24 protein-coding genes and 1 pseudogene are annotated in these 23,503 nt (G+C 30.5%); 13 read left to right on the forward strand and 12 right to left on the reverse strand.

The genetic code is table 11. The features are described from left to right. Positions 1–173, reverse strand: a pseudogene (locus EDC42_RS08960) (IS5/IS1182 family transposase); the annotation flags it as partial. 306 nt (positions 174–479) lie between these two features. On the opposite strand from EDC42_RS08960, the gene EDC42_RS08965 reads away from it, so the two are divergent. From EDC42_RS08965 to EDC42_RS08985, 4 genes are all read left to right on the forward strand, one after another. Beyond that, a complete protein-coding gene (locus EDC42_RS08965; RefSeq protein ID WP_148083240.1) occupies positions 480–707 on the forward strand; it encodes a hypothetical protein in 228 nt (75 codons plus the stop codon). Positions 708–958: 251 nt separating this feature from the next. Further along, positions 959–1,789, forward strand: a complete 831-nt coding sequence (locus EDC42_RS08970; RefSeq protein ID WP_123833460.1) for a hypothetical protein — start codon at positions 959–961, stop codon at positions 1,787–1,789. A gap of 1,075 nt (positions 1,790–2,864) precedes the next feature. Next, complete coding sequence (locus tag EDC42_RS08980) at positions 2,865–3,917, forward strand: DUF1611 domain-containing protein (RefSeq protein ID WP_069575470.1); 1,053 nt, start codon at positions 2,865–2,867, stop codon at positions 3,915–3,917. Between the two features lie 5 nt (positions 3,918–3,922). After that, positions 3,923–4,456 (forward strand): cell division protein SepF, encoded by a 534-nt coding sequence (locus tag EDC42_RS08985; protein WP_083234897.1) that lies wholly within the window; start codon positions 3,923–3,925, stop codon positions 4,454–4,456. A 5-nt stretch (positions 4,457–4,461) separates the two neighbouring features. Here EDC42_RS08985 and EDC42_RS08990 read toward each other — a convergent pair whose 3' ends face one another. The 3 genes from EDC42_RS08990 to EDC42_RS09000 form a co-directional block, all read right to left on the reverse strand. After that, a complete protein-coding gene (locus EDC42_RS08990) occupies positions 4,462–5,376 on the reverse strand; it encodes a TDT family transporter (protein ID WP_069575469.1) in 915 nt (304 codons plus the stop codon). A gap of 5 nt (positions 5,377–5,381) precedes the next feature. Next, a complete protein-coding gene (locus EDC42_RS08995) occupies positions 5,382–6,137 on the reverse strand; it encodes a TatD family hydrolase (protein WP_069575468.1) in 756 nt (251 codons plus the stop codon). 629 nt (positions 6,138–6,766) lie between these two features. Beyond that, on the reverse strand, positions 6,767–7,078 hold the full coding sequence (locus tag EDC42_RS09000; protein WP_069575467.1) for a helix-turn-helix domain-containing protein: 312 nt from the start codon (positions 7,076–7,078) through the stop codon (positions 6,767–6,769). Positions 7,079–7,250: 172 nt separating this feature from the next. Here EDC42_RS09000 and EDC42_RS09005 point away from each other — a divergent pair, with 172 nt between their 5' ends. Next, entirely contained in the window at positions 7,251–8,036 is a 786-nt protein-coding gene (locus EDC42_RS09005) for a transcriptional regulator FilR1 domain-containing protein (RefSeq protein WP_069575472.1), read from the forward strand. A gap of 9 nt (positions 8,037–8,045) precedes the next feature. Here EDC42_RS09005 and glyS read toward each other — a convergent pair whose 3' ends face one another. Genes glyS through tfrB form a run of 5 tightly spaced genes read right to left on the reverse strand, consistent with a single transcriptional unit; the run spans position 8,046 to position 13,586 of the window. Continuing rightward, a complete protein-coding gene (glyS, locus tag EDC42_RS09010; protein WP_069575466.1) occupies positions 8,046–9,740 on the reverse strand; it encodes a glycine--tRNA ligase in 1,695 nt (564 codons plus the stop codon). A gap of 16 nt (positions 9,741–9,756) precedes the next feature. Continuing rightward, positions 9,757–10,341, reverse strand: a complete 585-nt coding sequence (gene dcd / locus EDC42_RS09015; protein WP_069575465.1) for a dCTP deaminase — start codon at positions 10,339–10,341, stop codon at positions 9,757–9,759. 21 nt (positions 10,342–10,362) lie between these two features. Continuing rightward, positions 10,363–11,193 (reverse strand): 4Fe-4S binding protein, encoded by an 831-nt coding sequence (locus tag EDC42_RS09020; protein ID WP_069575464.1) that lies wholly within the window; start codon positions 11,191–11,193, stop codon positions 10,363–10,365. Then, entirely contained in the window at positions 11,190–12,098 is a 909-nt protein-coding gene (locus tag EDC42_RS09025; RefSeq protein ID WP_069575463.1) for a TrmJ/YjtD family RNA methyltransferase, read from the reverse strand. Before EDC42_RS09025 ends, EDC42_RS09020 begins: the two co-directional genes overlap by 4 nt. A gap of 12 nt (positions 12,099–12,110) precedes the next feature. Continuing rightward, a complete protein-coding gene (gene tfrB, locus EDC42_RS09030; protein ID WP_069575462.1) occupies positions 12,111–13,586 on the reverse strand; it encodes a fumarate reductase (CoM/CoB) subunit TfrB in 1,476 nt (491 codons plus the stop codon). 293 nt (positions 13,587–13,879) lie between these two features. Between tfrB and EDC42_RS09035 the strand changes: the two genes are divergently transcribed. The 4 genes from EDC42_RS09035 (at position 13,880) to EDC42_RS09050 (ending at position 17,602) form a co-directional block, all read left to right on the forward strand. Beyond that, positions 13,880–14,659, forward strand: a complete 780-nt coding sequence (locus tag EDC42_RS09035; protein WP_069575461.1) for an MBL fold metallo-hydrolase — start codon at positions 13,880–13,882, stop codon at positions 14,657–14,659. A 133-nt stretch (positions 14,660–14,792) separates the two neighbouring features. Beyond that, complete coding sequence (gene iorA, locus EDC42_RS09040) at positions 14,793–16,679, forward strand: indolepyruvate ferredoxin oxidoreductase subunit alpha (RefSeq protein WP_069575460.1); 1,887 nt, start codon at positions 14,793–14,795, stop codon at positions 16,677–16,679. Positions 16,680–16,683: 4 nt separating this feature from the next. Beyond that, positions 16,684–17,268, forward strand: coding sequence for an indolepyruvate oxidoreductase subunit beta (locus EDC42_RS09045; protein WP_069575459.1), 585 nt, complete (start codon positions 16,684–16,686; stop codon positions 17,266–17,268). A 55-nt stretch (positions 17,269–17,323) separates the two neighbouring features. Then, on the forward strand, positions 17,324–17,602 hold the full coding sequence (locus EDC42_RS09050) for a hypothetical protein (RefSeq protein ID WP_069575458.1): 279 nt from the start codon (positions 17,324–17,326) through the stop codon (positions 17,600–17,602). A gap of 68 nt (positions 17,603–17,670) precedes the next feature. Here EDC42_RS09050 and EDC42_RS09055 read toward each other — a convergent pair whose 3' ends face one another. Further along, positions 17,671–18,102, reverse strand: coding sequence for an amino acid-binding protein (locus EDC42_RS09055; RefSeq protein WP_069575457.1), 432 nt, complete (start codon positions 18,100–18,102; stop codon positions 17,671–17,673). Positions 18,103–18,111: 9 nt separating this feature from the next. Beyond that, the gene (locus EDC42_RS09060; RefSeq protein ID WP_069575456.1) at positions 18,112–19,416 is read right to left on the reverse strand and encodes a phenylacetate--CoA ligase family protein; all 1,305 of its coding nucleotides are present in this window, start codon (positions 19,414–19,416) and stop codon (positions 18,112–18,114) included. A 200-nt stretch (positions 19,417–19,616) separates the two neighbouring features. Between EDC42_RS09060 and EDC42_RS09065 the strand changes: the two genes are divergently transcribed. The 4 genes from EDC42_RS09065 (at position 19,617) to EDC42_RS09075 (ending at position 23,039) form a co-directional block, all read left to right on the forward strand. After that, positions 19,617–20,417, forward strand: coding sequence for a hypothetical protein (locus tag EDC42_RS09065; protein WP_069575455.1), 801 nt, complete (start codon positions 19,617–19,619; stop codon positions 20,415–20,417). A gap of 114 nt (positions 20,418–20,531) precedes the next feature. After that, positions 20,532–22,142, forward strand: a complete 1,611-nt coding sequence (locus EDC42_RS09070) for a sodium:solute symporter family protein (RefSeq protein WP_069575454.1) — start codon at positions 20,532–20,534, stop codon at positions 22,140–22,142. After that, positions 22,142–22,255 carry a symporter small accessory protein gene (locus tag EDC42_RS09770; RefSeq protein ID WP_342773158.1) on the forward strand — a complete coding sequence of 38 codons (114 nt, stop codon included), beginning with the start codon at positions 22,142–22,144 and terminating at the stop codon, positions 22,253–22,255. The genes EDC42_RS09070 and EDC42_RS09770 overlap by 1 nt, the downstream gene beginning before the upstream one ends. A 64-nt stretch (positions 22,256–22,319) precedes the next feature. After that, positions 22,320–23,039, forward strand: coding sequence for a carboxymuconolactone decarboxylase family protein (locus EDC42_RS09075; protein WP_069575453.1), 720 nt, complete (start codon positions 22,320–22,322; stop codon positions 23,037–23,039). A 25-nt stretch (positions 23,040–23,064) separates the two neighbouring features. Here the strand turns inward: EDC42_RS09075 and EDC42_RS09080 are convergent, their stop codons facing one another. Beyond that, positions 23,065–23,472: a pyridoxamine 5'-phosphate oxidase family protein gene (locus EDC42_RS09080; protein WP_069575452.1), complete on the reverse strand. Its 408-nt coding sequence runs from the start codon at positions 23,470–23,472 to the stop codon at positions 23,065–23,067. Positions 23,473–23,503: the final 31 nt, after the last annotated feature.

Raw genomic sequence — 23,503 nt, forward strand, 5'->3', positions numbered from 1 at the left:
TGATCAGCACTCCAAACTTCAGAAATATTAAAGTATTTACGAAGTTTTTCTTTAGATTCAAGCTCACTCAAGATGAATGGAATATCTAAACCAAATAACATGCTGATAAATATAATTTTAAAAGTAAATACTTGTTTATTCAAGTTTTTAAAGCCAAATGAAGCTAAAATTTCAGAAGTTTCTGGGACTGTCAATTTGTTAGGTCTTAAGTGATTATTTTGTGTTTATTTTTTATTTTTTCTATTTTTTGATGGTTTTTTTGTTTTTTTTTGGCGATATATTTAAATATTTTGTGGGATTTCATTTTTTTATTTTTTGTTTTTTGGGAGTTTTTGGATTGTTTATTTTTTGTTAATTCTTTTTGATTCTTATTTTAATAACTGTATGTTATTTAATTATTCAATATTAATTTATTCTTTTTTTATTTTAAATTTTAAGGATAATAAACTATAAATAGGGTGGGAGACAAATTATTAATTATGTACAAGCAAAATAATTGTCTCCCATTTCTTATATTGGAAGATAAGACATATAATTTTGTCGGTGATTTTGTTGATCCGATTCGACATGAAAATAAATGTGAAATTTTAGATAATTCTGTTCAGATTATCCTGCCAATTCAAAGTATTCTCGATAATAACTTCTTTGTTAACTCAGATGGTGTTATTGAATACCGTGAACGCCATTGTTGTAAATGTGGATCATGAAATGTTATTAAAAAAGATTTTAATTGGAGAACATTATGTTTTAGAAGAAGGATTTCCAATTAGAGTAAAAATTAAACGATATTTTTGCCACGATTGCGGAAAAAAAATCTCAAGCAGAGTTTACAGGATTCTTTGATAAATTCTATAATTTATCCAATGATTTCAAAAATAAAATAATTAATGCCCGTGAAAACAGTTGGGTATCTCTAATAAATATTAAAAGACTCATTAAAGACTGGTTTGGAATTAAAGTGTCTCATGAAACCATAAGAAAAGTTTTATTGGTCGAAGGTGAATTTTATTATTTCAACGATGAGTTGAAATTGTCTGGATATTACGGATATGACGAACAGTGGGAGAGAGTTAACGGAAACTGGGTTTACTACATTGTCCTCTCTGATTTAGTCAATAACGTACCGGTGGCATCGATGTTAACAGAAATATTAAATGAGAATGTAATTGAAAATTTTATTGATATGAGCATTCCTTTTAAAGACCGTGTTGCAATTGTTACGGATTTAAAACCGGAATATGATAAAATAATGAGCAAATTAGGATTTGTTCACCAACATTGTACTTTTCACTTGGAAAAAAACATTAAAAGTAATATGGAAAAGAAAATAAACAAAAAAATGACTAATTATCGCTTTGAATTAAAAAATACTCATCCTCAATACTCTGATGACAATCTTGATGAAATTATAAAAAAGAAAAAAGAAGAAGTAAAAAAAGAAATATGGGAATATATTGCTGAATTTATGGAATTATTTAAACAATCAACCTTTGATGAAGCAGTTGAGTATATAGAATTTTTAAAAGATGAAATAAAATATTATTCAGAACATTTGGCCAAGTATCTAAAAAAGAATTTTTTCCCAGAATACAGAAAATTCCTAAGATTCCTTGAAGATGATTATAAAAGACATTTAGAACCAATAAATAATAAATTAGAAAATTTCAATGGCAATACAATGCCAAAATACGAAAAAAGAAGTTATAGAACTATGCAAGGATTATGGAGTGCATTAATGCATAAAAAAGATGGTTGGATAAAAAGAAGAAATGAAGACCTAACAAATTGACAGTCCCAAGTTTCTCGGGAATCCATAATTTTAAATATTTCTTTCAACAAAATGTAATTTGGGTCTTTAATATCTAAATTTAATCTGTGTTTCATTTTTATCACTAAATAAACTTATGTAACACATAATATTTAAATTTATCGATATTAAGACCCTTTTTATTAAAATTAACGCTAACAAAAATGTATTTTTACAAACCATACGAAATAAATGAAAAAAATACGAAAAATAGAACAAATTAAGCCGAATTTTAATCAAAAAAATTCAGGCTCCTAAATTTATTTTATAGAAAAGCAGTTAAGAAATTTCCTAATGATTCTAATTTAAAAACAATAAATGAATCTGGATAAGGGTTTAGAGGATATTTGGCACATGGTGATAATGTTTAATTTAGTTGATTGATGCAGATGAAAGGGATTAATATTTAAAAGAGTGATATAAAATTGTTTATTAAACATAATAACTACTTGAAGATTATATATTTCTTTTAAACGTGTTACTATATTAGATTTCACCCATATATTATCTTGATTACTTTTGAATTAAAAATAAGGAAAAATAAGAAAAGAAAAAAGTCAAATCAAATCACTTAAGTTTTTAAAAGTGCCTTTTAGATATTATCAAAAAGTGCAGTACGATTAAAATTCACCACTATTGAAGTATAGGTTTTTGCCTTTGATGCAATGTTGATTGTCTGTTAAAACTCAAGATAGGTCATGAATTTTTTTTAAAAAGACAATAACCACTTCACCTTTAAAATCTGGAATTTTACAAAATGGAATCTATGTTTATCACTTTTTACAACTGTTATTATATTTATCATTATTTAATTAATAATTGTTTTGACGACTTTAATTGGTATTGGTCTAATATAATGTTTCTTTTTTCTTGTTTTCTATAAACGAAAAATAAAAAATCACACAATTTTTTGAAAATGTCCTTTTAAACATTCATATTTATTAATGTGAAAAAGTATAGTTAATAATATAATATTTTTTTTAAAATTATTTTTAAAAATCTTAGGATAATAAATTTACATGGTTGTTATAAATTATAAGTTATAGGGGTGAAATTGTTGTATTCAATAAAATCAGTAAAAGAAATTCAAGATTTAAATCCATTCATAGTAGTAGGTTGTGGTGGAGGAGGTGAAAAATTCTCCAATCTTGAAGGGGTAGAAACTGTTGGATTCATAGATGATAATGTTAAAAAACAAGGAAAAGAATTCTGTGGCTATATTGTAGCAGGTAGCTTGGATGAAAGTCTTAAACATGCAAAAAACGCAAAGTCATTAGTTATTATGCTTCCTATTGGTGCAGAGGGTTCAGCTTTAAAATATGCAGTTCAGGCTATTGATGCAGGATTAAATGTTATCACTTCATTTAGATCATTATCCATAACTGAAAACATTTCTTTAAAAAAATTTGCTGATGCAAAAGGTGTTGTAATCAAAGACATTGGTCCTAGATTGGACGTTGTTAAAACAATTGCAGGTGTTGCTCCTAAAAAGTCTTGTGAGGTATTACCAAAAATTTCATATGAATCAAAAGCACCAGTAATCTTCGTTGGAGGGACTTCCCAGGAATGCGGGAAAAGAACCACTACAAAAAAATTAGGTATTGCAAGCATGAAAAGAGGATTGACTCCTGCCATTATATCTACTGATGAGATGGGATTGGAAGAACCTACTGATTTTAACTTTAGGGCTGGAAGTTTATCTGCAATGGATGTTCCAGCAGCAGTATTATCTGCAATTAAATACGCAGAAGAAACAAAACAACCGGATATTATTTTCATTGAAGGTCAATCCAGTTTGACTGAAAAAGGAAATCCTCACCCAAGAGGATTGTCTGCAGCCATATTAATTGGTGCAGCTCCTGATGCCGTTATTGTTGGACACAGACCAAACCACCCATACAGAGAACCTAGAGGTATTGAAGAAGAAATCAGAGCTATTGAAGCTGTTGAACCTACTAAGGTTGTTGGTTTGTCCATCAACCTTAAAAATGCTGACCTGGATTTATGTCCTGAATTCTTCGAATCCAAATACAATTTACCTGCTGAGGATGTTTATAACAATGGTGCTGATAAATTATTAGATGCGATATTCGAATATTTAGGGGAGTAATTTAAATGAGCTTTATGGATAATTTAAAAAGAAGTTTAGGCTATGAAGAAACAGAAGATAGTGAAAAAAAAGAAGGTGGAAGTTTTAACTTTTCTGAATTTGTAAATGATTTTACTAAATCTGTTAAAAATTCAAGAGAACAGTATAAACAATCAAAACAACAGGAAACTGCACAACAACAATACAGGCCGGCTCCTGAACCACAACAAGCTCATAGAACAGCTCCAGTTTACGATGATTTTGATGATGATTTTGTGATTACTCCAGAACAATCTTTTTATGAAATCGTACTGATTAGGCCAAAAACTCTTGATGACATCAATTATATGGTTGACCAAATCCTCGAAGAGAAAAATCCCATCATTGTTGATTTATCCTTTTTGGAAAAAGAAAGTGAAGCCAACTTTAAATTAGCAGGAGATAAAATTAGACAAATGAGAACAAAATATGGTGCTCAGGCATTATTACTTACACGCTCTGAAGATAAGAATTTAATTATTCTTTCTCCTAGAAAAGTAAAATTGGTCAATAAAGGATGAGTAGATTAATTTCTACTTTTTTTGCTATTTTTTAAAAATTCGCAGTATTCAAATAATACATAGAATACTACAATTACTGCTATCAATGTTTCAACTGTTTGTACTGAAGATAATAGTGTATTTGAACCTACTATTTTTACGATGTCTTTTGTTGCAAGTGCACTTATTACAAACGGAAATGTAAATGCTGCAAAACTCGGATAAAACTTTAAAGTTCTGTATTCAACTAATTTGTAGAATGAAAATATGTAGAATAAGCATGCAATACAATATAAGCAGATTATAAATGCCGTTGAAATTGCCGGTGCTGAATTTATATATCCAACAAGCAGTATGCTCATAAGTGCTGTGAAAATACATGTTGTTGGTTTATTGGCATCAGGCATTTCTGAATATTTGACATATCTATAAATCATTAAAGGCAATGTTATTAGCATTGAAATAAAACTTATGACTAAAAATATGAATCCTATTTCTTTATGGCCATGAAGTGGTGCGGTAATTGCAGCCATTGAGACTCCAACATAAACAATCCAGTAACTTGGATAAACATCAGTTATATTAAAATTTCGTATGATGAAATGATATGTAAAGTAAATCATTAACAAAATATGTAAGCTGATTCCAATAATCCATACAATATATGAAATATTTGGCATAAATTCCAGAGCATATGTAGATGAAAGCATTAAACTCATTGAAAAAGTCCCGGAACTGCTTGCAATTACAGGATTTTTAAAATCATCTTTAACATCTTCCGGATAAAAAATAGCTTTAAGAATTGTTAAAACAATGATAATTGCACCCATAGCTCCAAATAAATACTTGACATTAGGATTCATGTCTTGCAATAGATTGCCTAATGATAATAAAGCAAGGGCTAAACCTGCAATTGGAATTGGTATCTTTTTAATGAGCATGTTATCTAAATTTTAAAATAATCTGAAGCATTTCTGTGGGATATTTTATCTATGCTGCTTTTTTTATAGCCAAGTCTGGATAACTCACGAATAGTTTTAGCAACAGAAAGGTGGTCTGATGGTTTGTTGCTCATATCACTATTTAAAAGAAAATTATCAAATCCGAAATTATCCAAAATATCGATAGCTCCATCAACATCAAGTTTTTGGGGTTGTACTGTTATTCCAAGCATATAATTTCTATCAATAACTTCTCCGATAACTTCTTGATTGACATGATCAATTACTGCTTGTGATTCATCTAAATGCTGCGGCACAATATCCAAGATTACTTTTAGAACTTCTAATTTTTTTTTCCTTGGTGTATGGATGATGACCTTTGAATTTGTCTCATCAGCAATATCTAACTGTTTTTTGAATATGTCTATTTCTGTTTCAGTTAAATCTTCAAGACCAATTTCTCCAATAGCTACAATCTGTTTATTTTCAATCCAATTATACATTTCATCAAAAATCATCTGAGGATTCTCAATACTGTTTGTCGGATGAATCCCTAAAGCTACTTTTAAATCTAAACCGTATTGTGATGCTCTTAGAGTATCATATTCTAAAATTCTATTTAAATGATTCAATAAGATGTTTTCAGCATCAATTTTGTACGGATAATAGCTGCAAGTTATTGCACAATCAATTCCGGATAAATACATTTCTTTAAAGTCTTCACTGCTTCTTGCATCAGCATGAATATGCGTATCAATCATTATATCACTTTAAATATCAGTTGATTATACTGATTCTCCCATAACTTTTCTATAATATTCTTTTTACGGGATGCTTAATTAAATTTGGGATGGGGTTCCAGATTCATGAAATTAAAAGTTGGTTAAACATTAATTATAAACTATTGTGTGTTGTAAAAAAATTTAATGATTTCTAAATATTAACTTTCATATTTATTATTTTCAGAATTTTTATTTAGATAATGTTCGACAAGAATCATATTTATTTTTTCATCAACAAATTTAGGGTTCTTTCAAAAACCTGTGTGATTTTTTTGTTTTGATCTTTTATCTTCCAATAGTTTAGTTTTAGCATGAATCGGCTTAAAAGACCTGATTTTATTTTTATTGTTTTTCATGTGTTTTAGGAATACTTTTTGGAGGGTGTTTTATCTAAAAAAGAAATATATTCAGTTTTTAAATTTTATGGATGTTAGTTTTTTTTAAAATCCTCTTCAGGGTTTTGTGGATGGGTGTTATATTGAATGAATGAGTTTTCCATAGTTTAAATTTAATTTTTGTCTTGTAATGGCCCAAACTTGTTTTTCACTATATGTTATTCCGTATTTTTCTTCAATTAGTTTGCCTACATCTTTTAAATTATATTTTTCTTAATTTCCTGTAATGATTTCTTTTAATTCTTCTAGTTGTTGGTCAGTTAGGTATGATTTTCGGCCGCAATTTGAATAATCTAAAAAGAATCCATCAACACCATTTTCATTATATTGTTTGACCCATCGTTCGCCAGTTTTTCTGGATATGTTAATGTTTTTTGAGGCTTTATTAATACTTTCACCGTTTGCAACCATGTGAATTACTAAAAGATGTTTATAAACATTGTAATATTTCTTGTACTCTTTCAACATATCTGCAATTTCAGAAAGCTCCAAATGTTTCTCAATTTTATTATTGAATTTTTCCATGAACATATATCATTAGGTATAAACTTTTGGTAAGAAACTATAATTCAACATTGAGGTTTTGTTTCTGATTGTAGGTAGTTTATATGCAGTTTCACTTTTTCACATTTTCTCACTTCAAGAGATTTTATATTTTTTAGTAATAAAAAATAATGATGTAAGTAATACTCGATTGGTGATTAATTTGGAAAATAATGAAAACTATTTAAAAAGCTATGATTTGATTTCAGAAGAAGTAAAATATCTTACTAATTCAATAATTAGATTAAAAATATTGGCAACATTATTTAAGTGTCCTTTAAATATGAAAGATATAAACGGCATCACTTCCCTAAGTTACAGTTCAATATCCAGCAATCTGCATAATTTAGAGTTGAAAGGTCATGTTTACAGAGAACACAATAAGTATTTTTTATCAAACTCTACTAAATTGGAAGTGGAGCAAGTTTTAAAGTTAGGTAACTTAATAAATCTATTAAATGATTTCTTTAATATTTTGGATAAACATCTTGTTGACATGATTCCTAATCAGTCAGTTGCTGAATTATACTTGCTTGGCAATGCATGTCTTATGGAATCCGATGGTGTTGATGTATATAGGATTTATAAATATATTGAAGATGCACTAAATGCTGCAGAAGAAGTTAAATGTGTTTTGCCTTTTTACTATGAAACATTCAATGATAAACTAAATGATTTGGTTAAAAATGACAAAAAAGTTGAGGCAATGGTTCCACTTAGTCTTTTTGAGGTCTTTGATGAAAAATCGGAAATTGGAAAGTTATCTTTTTTCAGTAATGATAAAACCTTTTTGTTGATTATTACTCATGAATTAATGATTTTAGGTCTTTTTAAAGAAGATGGTTATTTTGATCAAAATAGATTATTGACTTCTAAAAATAGTGATTCAATAAAATGGGCTAACAATCTGTATGAAAATTTTAAAATTAAAAATAAATGAGCTTTAAACTCATTTATAATATTTTTCCACGTAATCTGCTAATTCTGCTATTGGGATTCTTTCTTGAGCTTCGCTGTCCCTGTCTCTGACAGTTACCTGATTATCATCTAATGTATCAAAGTCAACAGTAACTGCAATAGGAATACCAATTTCGTCAGCTCTGGCATATCTTTTACCAATAGTTCCGGTAGCATCATATTCTACTTTAAATCCGTTCATTCTGAATTGTTCAGTTAATTCTTGGGCAATTTCACGAGGTCCTTCTTTGTTAACAAGAGGAAAAATTCCAAGTTGAACTGGAGCAACACTTTTGTCAAATCTGAAGTAATCTTTTCCTTCAGTTTCTGTAAATGAATGTAATAAGACGGAATATGTAATACGATCAATACCAAATGATGGTTCAATAACGTGAGGAATGATTTTTTCACCGGTTATCTCTTCTTCAACATCTTCAAAGATGAGTAAGTCTTCTGGCACTTCATATACTTTATCTAATTCTACTGTAAATTTACCTTCAGATTTAATTGCTGATTTAATATCTTCAACATTTGCATCTTCAATAGCCTGTTTTACTTTAGGTGAATCCCCTTTAAATATAGGTCCGAATTTAGATAAATTTGGCTTAACAATGGTTTTTTGAACTTTTTTAGGTTTATCGTATTCAATAAACACGTTTAGTTCATCATTACTGTATTTGGAGTGTGAACTTAAGTCATAATCCCCTCTATCAGCTATTCCTATAATTTCAACCCAACCATATTTGTCGGTTTTAACTTCAACGTCCCAACAGTCAAGTGCATAGTGGGCCATTTCCCCTTTTAAGTGTTGTCTGAATCTTAAAACATCTTCAGGAATTCCAATTTCAGTTAAAAATTTACGAGCTAAGTATAACTGGTAGATTAACATTTCGTTAGCTACAATTCCTTTGTCAAGTGCTTCACGAGCAGTGATTTCCAATGGTTCTAAATTTTTTTCCTGAACTTCTTGTGAGTTTAGGCGCAATATGACATTTTCTATTTGTGAGAATTTTGGATGTGTCTTTTCTTTAGGGTTTAAAAAGATTTCTGCTTCTGCTTGTGTGAATTCTCTAAGTCTAATAACTCCTTGTCTTGGGGAAATTTCATTTCTGTATGCTTTACCAAGTTGAACCGCTCCAAATGGGAGTTTTCCTCTGAAAAATCTTTCCAAACGTTTGAATAAAATGAAGATTCCTTGTGCAGTTTCAGGTCTCATGTAACCTATTTTATCTCCTTTAGCTCCAATTTCTGTTTTAAACATTAAATTGTAATTCCAAATGTTTGATAAGTTACCGCCGCATTCCGGACATTTAATGTTATTGTCAATAACTATCTGGTCAAGTTCTTCATTCTCAAGGCTTTCCACATCTTCACCAATAACTTCTTCAATAATGTGATCCGCTCTGAATACTTCTCCACAGTCTTCACATTTACACATCGGATCGGTAAAGTTATCAACATGCCCTGATGCTTTTAAAACTTCTTTTGGCATTACGGTCGGACCTTCAATTTCGTAAAATCCTTCACCGGATACATATTGCTTTCTCCATTTCTGCATGATATTATTTTTTAGACTAGCTCCAAGAGGTCCATAATCTGTAAAACCAGACACACCAGAGTAAATTTCAAATGAAGGCCATAAGAATCCTCTTTTTGAACTTATATTTGACATTTTATCATGATTCATAAATATTATCTCCAATTTATTTTTTTAATTCGTAATCTAATTTAACTCTACTACTTTCAGGACTAGTTTGCCCCATATATTTGCTTTGCCTATCTGGATGTCCGTAAGGAACTTCTGAAGGTGTGGTCATGGTTTCAAATACAATTTGACATACTCTCTGGCCGGGGTATAAAGCAACCGGCATCGCACCAATATTTGATATTTCTAATGTGATTTTACCTTCAAAACCGGGATCAATAAAACCTGCTGTAACATGCATTGTAACACCAAGCCTTCCCATACTTGAACGGCCTTCAACTCTTGCAACTAAATCATCAGGTACTTTAACATATTCTAATGTAGTGGCAAGGGCAAATTCATTAGGATGAATAATAAATGCTTCACCTTCATTAACAGTAGTTGATTCCATATACGATGCAATGTCTTCTTCATCTTTTGGATCAATGTAGGGTTTTCTAATAACTTTAAATACTTTAAATTCATCTCCTAATCTCATATCAACTGAAGATGGTTGTATCTGTTTTTCATCTAAAAGAGGTTCAATACCGATTTTACCTTCTTCTAAATATTTTTTTATGTCTTTATCACTTAAAATAGCCATTTTCTCACACAAACAAGTTTTTTATAATTCTTTAATTTCAATTAAATCATCAATTCTATTAACTATGTTGTCAATAGTTTTAGCAGTATAATCTATTGTAATTGCATCAAATTTACAAGCATTAACACAAAGGCCACAGCCTTTACAAGTATCATAATCAATAGTTATTTTATTATTCTCTAAACTGATGGAGCCATACATGCAAATGTCATCTAAACATTTCATACAATGTTTGCAGTTATCTTCATGAAGCTTTATTTCAACACCATTAAGTTTTTCTATTTTATCACTTATATCCTCATCTAAATTCGGATAAACTTTCCATAAACAACAACAAGGACAGCAATGGCATATTGTTAAAAGTCCTTTTCCAGGTCGTATATTCATCCAAATAGTATCAATTTTATTTCTTCCAATAATATGGGTTAATCCCGCCTCATCAGCTTTGTCAATTTGAGCTAACGCTTCGTCAACAGTAGCTTTCTTACCAATATGATTCGGAATCTTTCTAGTGGTTGGACCAAGAAATATACATCCGATATCGTGAGGATAATCCTGACAGTCATTTGATTCTCTACAAAGGCATGTGTTCATAATTACAATGTCTTCGCTGCGTTTAACAACTTCTTTAATAATGTCTGTTGGTAAAAATTCAGAGCCTTCAGACTCAATTTTTTTATTTATATTAACAGTATTGGGCACAACAACAATTTCATCTTCTTCAAAAAGCATTTTATCGATGAATTTTTTGTATATTTTAGATTTTTTGGTAATCTCCGCAATCCAAAATCTCCAGTTAAAAATATATTTAAGGACGAATATGCTGATGTCTACAAATCTTATTCTTCTCATTGTTCACCAAATTTATTTTTCATTCGCCTTAATATGCCTTTAAAAGTATGTGCTTCTCTTGATGTAATGAAAGCTCTTGAAATTATGTTGTTAAAAGTTTTAAGACCATTTCTTTTTTTATGGTCTGGAATATCCAAACTGTTGATTATCTCTTTCATATCCATTAATAAAAATTCTTTTTCCAAATCACTACTTTCATCAAGTCCTTCAGCACCATAGTCATGTTTATTTCTAAATAATTCATAAAATATGATTGCCGCTGCATGGGAAATATTCATAATAGGATAAGTTGGATCGGTCGGAATTGAAACACAAATGTCACAATCCTCAATTTCTTTATTTGTAAGTCCATTTCCTTCTCTTCCAAATAATATTGCTATTTTATTTGAAACATTCATTGACCTGCCAAGTTCTTCGGGTCTAATTGGAATTCTTGATAAATTATAACTTCCACCGGCCATCCCTGTTGAAGCAACTTTAAAATCAATTCTTTGGGATTGATAAAAATCATCCAGGGTAGGGTATATTTTTGCATTCTCAACAATATATTTGCCATGGGTCGCCTGATAATATGCTTCATTTGTTAATGTGGGTGGATTAATTAATACTAAATTCTTCAATCCGAAATTTGCCATAGTTCTTGCAAGAAAACCAATATTTCCGGGAGTTTCACATTCAACAAAAACAATGTAAATATTTTCTTTAAAAAGACTAATTTCTTTTTTTTCCTGCTTTTTTATTAATTTTGCTCTTGCAGTTCCTCTAGACTGGCTTGTAGACTTAGCTTTTTTAGTTGAAGTTGATTTTTTCTCATCATCTGATTTTTCTTTTTCTTTAGGTGAGTTTAGAGAGGTAGTTTCAACTACTTTTTCCTCACTAACTGCAGTATCTCCTATTTTAATCAACTCCTAACAAGATTATTCATAAGCTTTATCTAATAACTCTAAAATATGTATACATTTGATGTTGTCATATCCTATTTCATTTAAACCGTCTTGAATATTCAATTCGCAAAAAGGACATATTGTAACAACTGCATCAGCACCGGTATCTTTAACCATTTCTGCTTTTGATTTTGCCAATTCCATTGCAATTTCCGGTTTTCCGGATTTGATTCCTCCACCTGCACCACAACATTGACAAGGATATAACATTTCTTTAAATTCAACACCGGGTATTTTCTCAATAATCTCTCTAGGCGCATCTTTAATGCCTTGACTTCTGGCTAAGTGGCATGGATCATGATATGTAACAGTCATATTAACGTCTTTAAGTTTACTTTCATCGAGTTTATCTACTAAAAATTCACTAATGTCCATCACATTTAATTTTGAACCGAATTCTGGATGATTATTTTTTAAAGTAGCTCCACATCCAGAACAAACGGTAATAATGGTATCATAATCTTTGAATACTTCTTTATTTTTATCAACAAGATCCTGTACAATGTCTGTCTGACCAGTTCTTAAAAGTGGAGAACCACAACACACTTGGCCTTCTGGAACATCAATGTCAATTCCATTTTCTTTTAAGATTTTAACTAATTTATGACCAACTTCCGGAAATTTGTAATCAACCATACACCCAGTAAAAAATGCTATTTTTGAACCTGTTTTGTTTTTTGTTTCTTCAATAAATGTTGGTTTGTCAGTTTTTACAGATCTTCCGGTTTTTAAAATATTTTCTTTAAATGCAACATGCTTTGGGAGAGGACCTGAACCGTTTGCAACTGCAATAGCTCTCATTTTTTCTATCGCATCACCAAATGTGTTAATATTTTTCGGACAAACAGATAAACATTTGCCGCAACTGGTACAATTATATAATCCTTCATCTAAGGCCTCTTTAAGCCTATCAAAGTTGTCTCTTGGATCAGTGTCAAATTTATTGATATATCTCATTAAATAAGGTCCACCAAATTCTTCTGTTGCAATATTGACAACAGGACAAGTTGAATAGCAAGAATAACACTCAATGCAATTTCTTACTTTTTTAGTATCTGCAGTATCTTTTTTTGTTATGCTGGAATCTAATTCGCTACATTCATGACTGCACTGAAGAGATAATTCTAAATCTTTTACTTTTGCTTCAATGCTTGAAGTATCGACAATTAAATCTTTAATGACTGGGAATTTAAGTGGTTCAATTATTGCTCCATCTTTAATTTCTTTTTGACATGCAAGTGCTCCATTTCCGTTAAATAAAATTCCACAGGAACCGCATTGTCCTGCTCTACATGAGCTTCTAAAACTAATGTCTGCATCATATTTTTCATTAATGGCTTGAAGTGCATCAAGAACCTTCATATTAGGTGTTTCATTAATGTCATAACACTCCAGATGTGGTTCTGTGTCAATCCCTCTATTAAATCTTGAAACATAAACTTTAATCATCATTTCTCTCCCAAATAATTAAGAAATTATAAATTATTCTAATATATTATTTGTGTCTTAACAAATATATTATGTTTACTATTAATATTTAATATTAATTTGAGCTATTTTTTCCAAATAATTCTTTCAATCAAATATAAAAAGTATTTGTTTATTTTTTCCTTCTGAATAATTTAAATACTTATTTTTTATAAACTATTAATTATCTCTTAACAAGGTTAAGTTTAATTTTGGATTAAATCATGTTAAATTAGCATTGTTATTTTTGAAAACAATAATGGAGATCTGTTATAATGAAAATTAAAGCTGTTAAATTATTTGAAAATGGATTTATGACTCAGCCTTTTGCTTTTGGTGGTGAAAAAGGTGCAGAAAATTTTGATGCATCAGTTAAATATAGGTCAAGTCTTCAAAATTATGTAATCGATACAGGTGATGAAGTGATTCTTGTTGACACGGGACTGCCTTCAGAACTTCCAGAACAGCCTCGTGATGATAATGCACCTATATGGAGTGGGGATAAGATTAAAGATTATGTTCCTGCATTAAAAGAGGCAGGTTATGATATTGAAGATATTACAAAAATACTCGTAACTCACAAACATTTGGACCATACGGGGGAATTAAAAAAATTCCCAAATGCTGAAATATTCATGTCAAAAACAGAAGCTGGTGAAGTTGATTTGGAATCTGATAATATAATTGGTGTTGATTTTGATGATGGGGAATATTATAATTTTAAGAAATCACAAAAAATTGCTAATGGAGTATATTTAATTGAAGCGAAAGGACATACATTAGGTAATAGTATGGTTATTGTAGAATGTGATGATGTATTTTACATGTTGCATGGTGATATTACATATACTGATGAAGCATTATATGAAAATAAGTTATCTATTGTTTTTGAGGATATTGGTGCTGCAAGAGAAACTCTTGACAATGTCCGTGAATTCATTAAGAATAATAAAACCGTATATCTTTCAACACACACTCCATTAGGTTATGAAAATCTTGAAAATAATAAAATAATTGATTTGGAAAATCCTCCTGAATCTATTTATCCAAATTAAATTTTATTTTTTCTTTTTTAATTCTTATTTTAACAATAAGTTTTTTCACTATTTTTTTAATTTTTAGATAAGGATTATATAATTTTAAGATGAAAATATAGTATTGTATTAATGATTATTTGAGGAAAATATAATGAATTTAAAAGAATTAGTCACAGGAGATTCTGGTGAAAAACGATTTTTACTAGGTAATGAAGCTGCTGTAAGAGGTCTTATCGAAGCAGGCATTTCTATTGCGGCTACTTATCCTGGAACTCCTTCATCTGAAATTGGAAATGTGTTATCAGTATTGGCTAAGGATGCTAATATTTATTTTGAGTTTTCTACTAATGAAAAAGTCGCAATGGAGGTTGCAGCAACTGCAGCTGTATCCGGTCTTAGATCATTTACATTCATGAAACATGTTGGTATGAATGTTGCGGCTGATTCATTCATGACAACTGCTTATTCAGGGGTCAATGGTGGAATGGTTATTTTATCTGCTGATGATCCGTCTCTTTTCTCATCTCAAAATGAGCAAGACACACGTAATTATGCAAAATTGGCAAATGTACCTATTTTAGAGCCATCTAACTGTCAGGAAGTTAAAGACATGGTAAAATATGCATTTGATTTATCAGAACAATTTAAATTGCCTGTCATCGTTAGAACAACTACTCGCGTATCTCACATGAGGGGTGTTGTTGAATTTGGTGATGTGAGAGATAACTCATCAAATAATGATAATCATTGGAAGAGAGGTCATTTTAACAAAGACCCATCAAAATATGTTCCTGTACCTGCTTTTGCAGGGGATATGCATGTAAGACTTTGGGACAAAATCCGCAAAATCGAGGAAGTAAGCAATAAAAGCAAATTTAACTGTGAATGGGGTACTGGTAAAAAATACGGATTAATAGCTTCAAGCAGTGCATTTAATTATGCTTGTGATGTTGTAAAATTCAATAATTTAGATATTAAGATCTTAAAATTAGGATTTTCATATCCGTTTCCACAGAATAAAGTCATTGAATTTTTAAGTGATTTGGATGAAGTATTTGTTGTAGAGGAAGTGGATCCAATCATTGAGAGAGATACTTTAGTTTGTATTGGTTCTAAAAACCTCAATGTTCAAGTTCACGGTAAATTGGATGGAACATTCCCGATTTATCATGAATTCAACTCTGATATTGTTGCTGAGGGATTAAACAAAGTATTGAACTTTAAAGAAAATAAATCAGTTCAATTCACTCAAAGTTTAGAAAAATTAAGTGAAGACATTCCATCTCGTGCTCCGGTTTTATGTGCAGGATGTCCTCACAGAGCAATGTATTATGGAATCAATATTGCAATTGAAGAATTGGGATTAAAACCCGAAGATGTAATCTTTGCATCAGATATCGGATGTTACACATTAGGTATTAACCCACCATACAATGCAGCTGATTATTTGCTGTCTATGGGTTCTAGTGTGGGAGACGGTTGCGGATTCTCTGTTTCAACAGATCAAAAAGTAGCTAGTTTCATTGGAGATTCTACATTTTTCCATAGCGGTATCTCTCCTTTGATAAATGCAGTACACAACAAACACAACTTTGTTCTAACTGTATTGGACAACAGGATTACCGCAATGACTGGTGGTCAACCAAACCCTGGAATTCCAGTTGATGGTATGGGTGATGATGCTCCAGAAGTATCTATTCGTAAACTGGCTTTAGCTTGTGGTTGTGATTTTGTACGTGTAATCAATCCATTTAACTTGGAGCAAGTTGTTAAGACTTACAGAGAAGCATTTGAAAGAAAAGATGCTGCAGTAATAATATCAAAAGCTCCATGTACTTTAATTAAAGGATTAACTAGAAAACCTCCTGTAAAATTCATTGAAAGTAACTGTAACAATTGTGATAAATGTGTAAAAGAATTAGCTTGTCCTGCTATTTCTAAAATTAATGGAAAAATTACTATTGATGAATCCCAATGTGATGGATGTACAGCATGTATTCAGGTATGTAAATATGGTGCCTTGGAAGATGGTAGGTGAGAAAATGGATAATCATTATAATATTTATATTTGTGGTGTTGGAGGTCAAGGAATTATTAAAACTTCAACAATTATTGGTGAAGCTGCAATGAATCAAGGTTTAGATGTAGTAATGAGTGAAATTCATGGAATGTCTCAAAGAGGAGGATCTGTTTCTACTGAATTAAAGATAGGGGGTTACAATTCGTCAATCATTCCAAAACAAGGTGCAGATATGTTACTTTCTTTTGAACCGGTTGAGACAATAAGAGGATTGGATAAGGTAAACAGTGAAACTAAAATTGTTTACAATACTCATCCAATCATCCCCTCTTCAACTGATAAGCAATATCCTAATGTAGATAGTATTACTAAAACTTTAAAAGAAAACTTTAAATATGTTCTTCCAATTGATGGAACTCAATTAGCGATGGATGCTGGAAGTGTTTTAGCGTTGAACATGGTTCTTTTAGGTGCGGTAACAGCTGATGACAAATTCCCATTAACAAAAGAATCTGTTATTGAAGCAATGAAAAACAATTTAAAACCTAAATTCCATGAAATGAATTTAAAAGCTATTGAAAGTGGATATAACTCCATTAAAAGTTAAAAATTTAAATACTATTTAAACTAAAGATAAAATTAAATATTGAAAGTGTGATATTATGGCTTATAAAATTGACAATGCAATCATAAAAAAAGATAGGAATGGGAAAGTAACTTTGATTGATCCAGAAAATGTTTTTGGTGATGAAGATGCATTTATTGCTGTTAAAAGTGATGATTTAATTACTATTCAACTTTTGATCAATGCTATTATGAAAAATGATTTTAAAAGTTGGAAAGAATTAGGTGCTATTCCTGAAACTGAACCAATTAAAAGCCTATTTGTCCGCTTAGGTTACTCAAGGGAAGATATAGCTAATATGCTGAAAGAGTTTTAGCTATTATTTTCATTCTTTTTTTTAAGATAAATTTATATTAATAAAGTTTAGAAAAGAATAAATCTTTTCTATAAATCTTTAATGTCTTCTGTTTTCAAGATTTTAACATTGCTATCTTGCAATGCTTCGATAGCTTTTTCCATATTTTCTAATCTCATAACAACAATAGCCGCATCAGTTTTACTACTTACAAATGCATACAAATATTCTAAATTAATTCCTTTTTCATCAAATATTGCTAATGTTGAATTTAATCCATTAGGTTTATCCGGAACTGCTAAAAGTATGACTTCGTTTTCCTTTACAATAAATCCATCTTTTTCAAGAGCAGCTATTGCTTTCTCATTATCTGAAACAATTAATCTTAAAATTCCGTATTTGGTTGTATCAGCTATTGAAAGAGCACGAATATTAATGTTTTCTTCTGCTAATGTATTAATAGCTTTTTTGATTCTGCCTTCTTTATTTTCCACGAAAACTGAAATTTGTTTTACTGCCATGTTACCACCTTAGTCCTCAAAATTTCTTTCATCAATTACACGCACCGCTTTACCTTCACTTCTTGGAAGGGATTCAGGTTCACAAATTGTTACATCCACTCTAAGTCCTGTTTCAGATCTGATAGATGCCTGAATTTGCTTTTCAACTTTTTCCATTTCTTTCATTTCATCAAAGAATAATTCTTTTGAAGCTTCTACTTTAACTTCTACTTCATCTAAAATATCCGGTCTTGTTACATGAATCATGTAATTATGGCTGATACCTTGGATTTTAAGTAATGCTTTTTCGATTTGTGATGGGAATACCATTACTCCTTTGATTTTTAGCATATCATCACTTCTGCCAGTGATTCTTGTCATTCTAACGGTTGTTCTTCCACAGTCACATGCTTCACCAATTAAAGAAGTTAAATCCTTTGTTCTGAATCTTAAAATAGGCATACCAGTTTTAGTCAAGGAAGTTAATACAAGTTCTCCTTTTTCACCGTATCCTAGTGTTTCACCAGTTTCAGGGTCAATGATTTCTGGATAAAAATGATCATCTTGAATGTGCATTCCATTTTGTTCACCACATTCCTGAGCAACACCAGGACCCATAACTTCTGTTAGACCGTAAATGTTATGGGTTTTAATTCCAAGTGATGTTTCGATTCTTTTTCTCATTTCATCAGTCCACATCTCTGCTCCATGGATTCCTGCTTTTAAATTAATCTCATCTAATGAAATTCCAGCTTTTTCACGAGATTCTCCGATATATGCTGCATAAGATGGAGTGCAAGTTAAAATATCACTTTGGAAATCCACCATAGTGTCGAGTTGTCTTTGAGTGTTTCCTGCTGAAATTGGGATTGTAATGGTTCCCATCATGTTTCCACCATGGTGAATTCCAAATCCTCCAGTGAATAATCCGTATCCGTATGCATTTTGGATAATGTAATCTTTTTTGGCACCTGCCATTTTGAGGCCACGTGCAATACATTCTCCCCAGATATCTAAATCATTTTGAGTATATGCAGTAACTGTTGGTTTTCCAGTAGTTCCAGATGATGCATGTACTTCTACAATGTCTTCACGTGGAACTGCAAGTAAGCCTAATGGATAAGCTTCTCTTAAATCGCTTTTAGTAGTAAATGGAATTTTTTCAATATCTTTTAAAGTTTTGATGTCTTCCGGTTTTAAACCAATTTCGTCAAATCTTTTTTTATAAAACTCTACATTTTCATATGCGAGTTTAACAGATTTTTGAAGTCTTTTGAGTTGTATTTTTTCTTTTTCTTCTTTACTCATACATTCGGCTTTTTCGTCCCAAAACATGTTATCCCTATTCTTTTCAATTTTTACATTGTTTAATTATTTTTGTTCATTATTATAAATGTTTAGTTTTGAGTATATTTTTTTATAATTGTCTCTTGAATGATTTGTAATGGTAAAATCATAAATTGATATCAATTTTTCATTTATTTTTTAAAAAAACTATTTATAGTTCTTTAATTCTAAATTTAATTGGTGATATTTTGAATTTTAAGTTTAAAGAGTGTAAAACAGAGTTCGATGGGGGAAATTTTGAAGAAGCATTGGATATTTTGGGTGAAATTGAAAATGATGATGAGGATTATAAATTTGCTTTGATGCTTAAATATAATTGTCTGATGGGTCTTGGTTGTTATGGTGATGCTTTAACTATTATAAATATGTTGATTCATGAAAATCCCTATATGTCTTTATTTTGGTTTGATAAGGTTAAATGTCATTATTTCCTTAAAGATTTAACAAATGCTGCTGGTGCGTTATATCATGTTGAACATATCATTGATTTAAAGGATGTTGTTGAAATTATTGACTTTGTGAAATTATGTAATATGATTGGAGAGCATGTAATTGCATTGAAATATTGTAATATTGTATTGGATACAGATGAAAACCAGATTGATGCATTACTTGAAAAATCATTGATTTCAAATATTATTGATGACAAGAACATGATGAATGAATGTGGTGATAAACTTTTTGAATTAAGTGGAGATAATTTATCTTTATTGATGGTTTCTTTTGCACTAAAATTATTTTCTGGGATGTATCGTGACAGTTTTAATATTATTCTGAATATAAATTGTATGGATTCAAAAATGGGGTTAATATTAAAGAAAATTATTTATAATCAGATGCTTTGTGATTTAAATATTCAAATTGTGATGGAAAGCAATGCTGAATTAACAATTGATGAGTTTATATTATTGTTATTTGATTATAGATATTATGGAGTTGAATCTGGTGAAGTTAAAAATGTTAGGTACATGATAGTGAAACAAGATTGATGTACGGATTTGTACTACAATGTATAATAGTAATCTTTATATAAATAATTGTGCTAATCTAATAATGTAAATATTATAATATTTATTTATATTTTTATTTTGAGGTAATTATTTATGAACGTAATGATTTTAGCAATCGTATTTATAATCTACATATTTTCACTTGTTTTTGTAGGTTATTATGCATACAAAAAAACTAATTCCTCTGAAGACTTTATGATTGCTGGTAAAGATACTCACCCATTCATCATGGCAATGAGTTATGGGGCTACATTTATTTCGACAGCGGCTATTGTTGGTTTTGGAGGTGTTGCTAGTGAATATGGTATGAGTGTTTTATGGTTAGCATTCTTGAACATTATCATTGGGGTATTTATCGCATTCGTATTTTTAGGAAAACGAACTCGTAGGATGGGCCATGCATTAAATTCATTAACTTTTCCCGAATTTTTAGGTAAACGTTTTAACAGTAACTTCATCCATTATTTCTCAGGATTAGTTATTTTCTGTGCAATGCCGCTTTATGCAGCAGTAGTATTAATTGGAGCTGCAAGATTCTTAGAGTCTTCACTATTAATTGATTTCAGCATTGCTTTGCTTATATTGTCAATTATTATTACATTCTATGTATTGTTCGGTGGTATTCGTGGTGTAATGTATACTGATGCTTTACAAGGAAGTATTATGGTTGTGGCTATGGTATTTTTGCTTGTATTTGTTTATTGGTTACTTGGAGGAATCGATATTGCAAACACTGCATTAACAAATATGGTCAATTTATATCCTGCCAATGCAATTGCAACAGGAGGTACTGGATGGACGGCATTTCCAGAATTTGGAACTCCATTTTGGTGGTCACTTGTATCTTCAACACTTATTGGTGTAGGTATTGGAGTACTTGCCCAACCTTCATTAATTGTAAGATTCATGACAGTTAAATCAGATAAAGAATTAAACAGATCTGTTTTAATTGGAGGTATTTTCATTGCAATCATGCCAACTACTGCATATATTGTAGGATCTCTTTCAAATGTGTATTTCTATGATAAGTTAGGTAAAATTGCAGTAGATGTTGTTGGAGGAAACATTGATAAGGTTATTCCAACATTTATTACAATGGCATTGCCTGAATGGTTTGTATACATTTTCTTATTGTCATTAATTGCAGCTGCTATGTCAACAATATCTTCTCAATTGCACACTCAAGGTACTGCATTTGGTGTAGATATCTATGGTACATTAAGAAACAAATCCAAACAAAAATTAGATCAAGTAAGTATTTCCAGAGTAGGTATTCTTATTGCTATTATTTCAGCATTAGTAATGGCATTTTCACTTCCGGGAAGTGTAGTTGCACTCGGAACAAGTTTATTCTTTGAAATCTGTGCAGCGGCATTTTTACCTGTATTTTTGGGAGCACTTTACTGGAAAGGAATCACAAGGCTCGGAGCCATTTCAGGAATTATATCTGGAACTTTAGTCAGTTTGTTCTGGTTAATGTTTGTATTCAAAAAGACTGCACTTGGACTTGGAATTTGTAAATTTGTCTTTGGTGTTGAAACATTGCTGCCTGTTGCACCATGGCCATTTATTGATGTAATGTTGATAGCTGTTCCAATTTCAGCAATATTCACAATCGTAGTAAGTTTACTTACAAAACCTTTGGAACAAGAGGTAATTGACAAGGCATTTGAAAACATAGATGAAAAAGGAAGTGATGCATAATGATGATTTTGGGAATTGAAGACCCAATGATTTGGGGAGTATATGTCGGAATTATCTTATCTACACTTTTATGTGTTGTTTATGGTATTGTAAACTGGAATAATGGAGATTAAACTCTCTATTTATTTTTTCTTTTTTTAATAAACTTTTTATATTTAATTTTAAATATTAGAATTCATGAAAGAATTATTTAGTAATTTTGGAAGAATTCAAAAAAATGATCCTGAATTTCATGAAATATTTGAAAAATTTGCTTATGGTGAAGTATTTGAATATTCTAATTTATCTGAAAAAGAATCTATTTTAGTGACATTAGCATCATTACTTGCATGCCAATCACCTAAAGCATTTAAAAAGATTTTACTGGCGGCTCTTGACATGGACTTAACTGCCGAGGAGATTAAAGAATTACTTTATCAATCAGTTCCATATGTGGGATTTGCACGTGCACACAACTTTTTTGGGATTGTTATTAAGGTGTTCAATAAAAAAGGCATAGAATTACCTTTGCCTAATAGATCAAATACTAATCCGGAAAATAGGCACAAAAAAGGTCGTGAACTTCAGGATAAGTACTTTGGTGCTGAAATAATTCAAATGATGAATGATAACACTCCAGCCGATCAACAGCATTTCAATAGATTTTTAGAAGGATTCTGTTTTGGTGATTTTTACACAAGGGACGGTTTAAATGATCAAGAAAGAGAATTAATCACTTTTGTATTTTTGGCATCCTTAGGAGGATGTGAAAGCCAACTAATGGGTCATATTCAAGGTAATTTGAATGCCGGTAATGATAAAGAAAAATTAATTTCGGCATTAACTGTTGTCATGCCCTATATTGGGTTTCCAAGAACCCTTAATGCATTAAGTATTGTTAATGAAAGTTGTGAATAAAAGAGAATATTAATGTTTTTTAACATTAATATTTAAATTCATAGGTCTCTTCAACATTCATCATGTTCCTTATTTCTGCGGTTGCATCATTAAGGTAGAAAACACCCATTTCCCATCCATTAGCTTCATACATTTCAGCTATTTCAGGCATAAGTTCGAATGCTTTTTCAACAATTGCATCATTTTTGGTTAAATCTGCTACTCCGTAGTATCTTAAAAAGTGTTCTCCATCCCATGCAGCTATTTCTACATTTTGATTTGATTCTATCTGTTTATAAACTTCTTTAAAAGTTCCTACACCAAAGTAAATTTTGCCATCAATTAATAAATGGAATCCTAAGGGCCTTACTTTTGGTTTTTCTCCATATACTGTTGCAAGATAAAATACTTCTGCTTTTGATAAAATTTCATCAACTTTCTCGATATTTGACATTTTTACACTTCTATTTGATATATTCATGTGT

Origin of the sequence: Methanobrevibacter gottschalkii DSM 11977 (assembly GCF_003814835.1) — an archaeon.
GTDB classification, from domain to species: domain Archaea; phylum Methanobacteriota; class Methanobacteria; order Methanobacteriales; family Methanobacteriaceae; genus Methanocatella; species Methanocatella gottschalkii.

Excerpts from the sequence above, each read along its gene's own strand:
- EDC42_RS09055 (WP_069575457.1), bottom strand. The coding sequence starts at position 18,102 with ATGGCAGTAAAACAAATTTCAGTTTTCGTGGAAAATAAAGAAGGCAGA.
- EDC42_RS09050 (WP_069575458.1), top strand. The coding sequence starts at position 17,324 with ATGGCTTATAAAATTGACAATGCAATCATAAAAAAAGATAGGAATGGG.
- EDC42_RS09020 (WP_069575464.1), bottom strand. The coding sequence starts at position 11,193 with ATGAGAAGAATAAGATTTGTAGACATCAGCATATTCGTCCTTAAATAT.
- EDC42_RS09070 (WP_069575454.1), top strand. The coding sequence starts at position 20,532 with ATGAACGTAATGATTTTAGCAATCGTATTTATAATCTACATATTTTCA.
- iorA (WP_069575460.1), top strand. The coding sequence starts at position 14,793 with ATGAATTTAAAAGAATTAGTCACAGGAGATTCTGGTGAAAAACGATTT.
- dcd (WP_069575465.1), bottom strand. The coding sequence starts at position 10,341 with ATGGCTATTTTAAGTGATAAAGACATAAAAAAATATTTAGAAGAAGGT.
- EDC42_RS09045 (WP_069575459.1), top strand. The coding sequence starts at position 16,684 with ATGGATAATCATTATAATATTTATATTTGTGGTGTTGGAGGTCAAGGA.
- EDC42_RS09770 (WP_342773158.1), top strand. The coding sequence starts at position 22,142 with ATGATGATTTTGGGAATTGAAGACCCAATGATTTGGGGAGTATATGTC.
- EDC42_RS09035 (WP_069575461.1), top strand. The coding sequence starts at position 13,880 with ATGAAAATTAAAGCTGTTAAATTATTTGAAAATGGATTTATGACTCAG.
- EDC42_RS08985 (WP_083234897.1), top strand. The coding sequence starts at position 3,923 with ATGAGCTTTATGGATAATTTAAAAAGAAGTTTAGGCTATGAAGAAACA.
- EDC42_RS08995 (WP_069575468.1), bottom strand. The coding sequence starts at position 6,137 with ATGATTGATACGCATATTCATGCTGATGCAAGAAGCAGTGAAGACTTT.
- glyS (WP_069575466.1), bottom strand. The coding sequence starts at position 9,740 with ATGAATCATGATAAAATGTCAAATATAAGTTCAAAAAGAGGATTCTTA.
- EDC42_RS09075 (WP_069575453.1), top strand. The coding sequence starts at position 22,320 with ATGAAAGAATTATTTAGTAATTTTGGAAGAATTCAAAAAAATGATCCT.
- EDC42_RS09080 (WP_069575452.1), bottom strand. The coding sequence starts at position 23,472 with ATGTCAAATATCGAGAAAGTTGATGAAATTTTATCAAAAGCAGAAGTA.
- EDC42_RS08965 (WP_148083240.1), top strand. The coding sequence starts at position 480 with ATGTACAAGCAAAATAATTGTCTCCCATTTCTTATATTGGAAGATAAG.
- tfrB (WP_069575462.1), bottom strand. The coding sequence starts at position 13,586 with ATGATTAAAGTTTATGTTTCAAGATTTAATAGAGGGATTGACACAGAA.
- EDC42_RS08990 (WP_069575469.1), bottom strand. The coding sequence starts at position 5,376 with ATGCTCATTAAAAAGATACCAATTCCAATTGCAGGTTTAGCCCTTGCT.
- EDC42_RS09000 (WP_069575467.1), bottom strand. The coding sequence starts at position 7,078 with ATGGAAAAATTCAATAATAAAATTGAGAAACATTTGGAGCTTTCTGAA.
- EDC42_RS09060 (WP_069575456.1), bottom strand. The coding sequence starts at position 19,416 with ATGTTTTGGGACGAAAAAGCCGAATGTATGAGTAAAGAAGAAAAAGAA.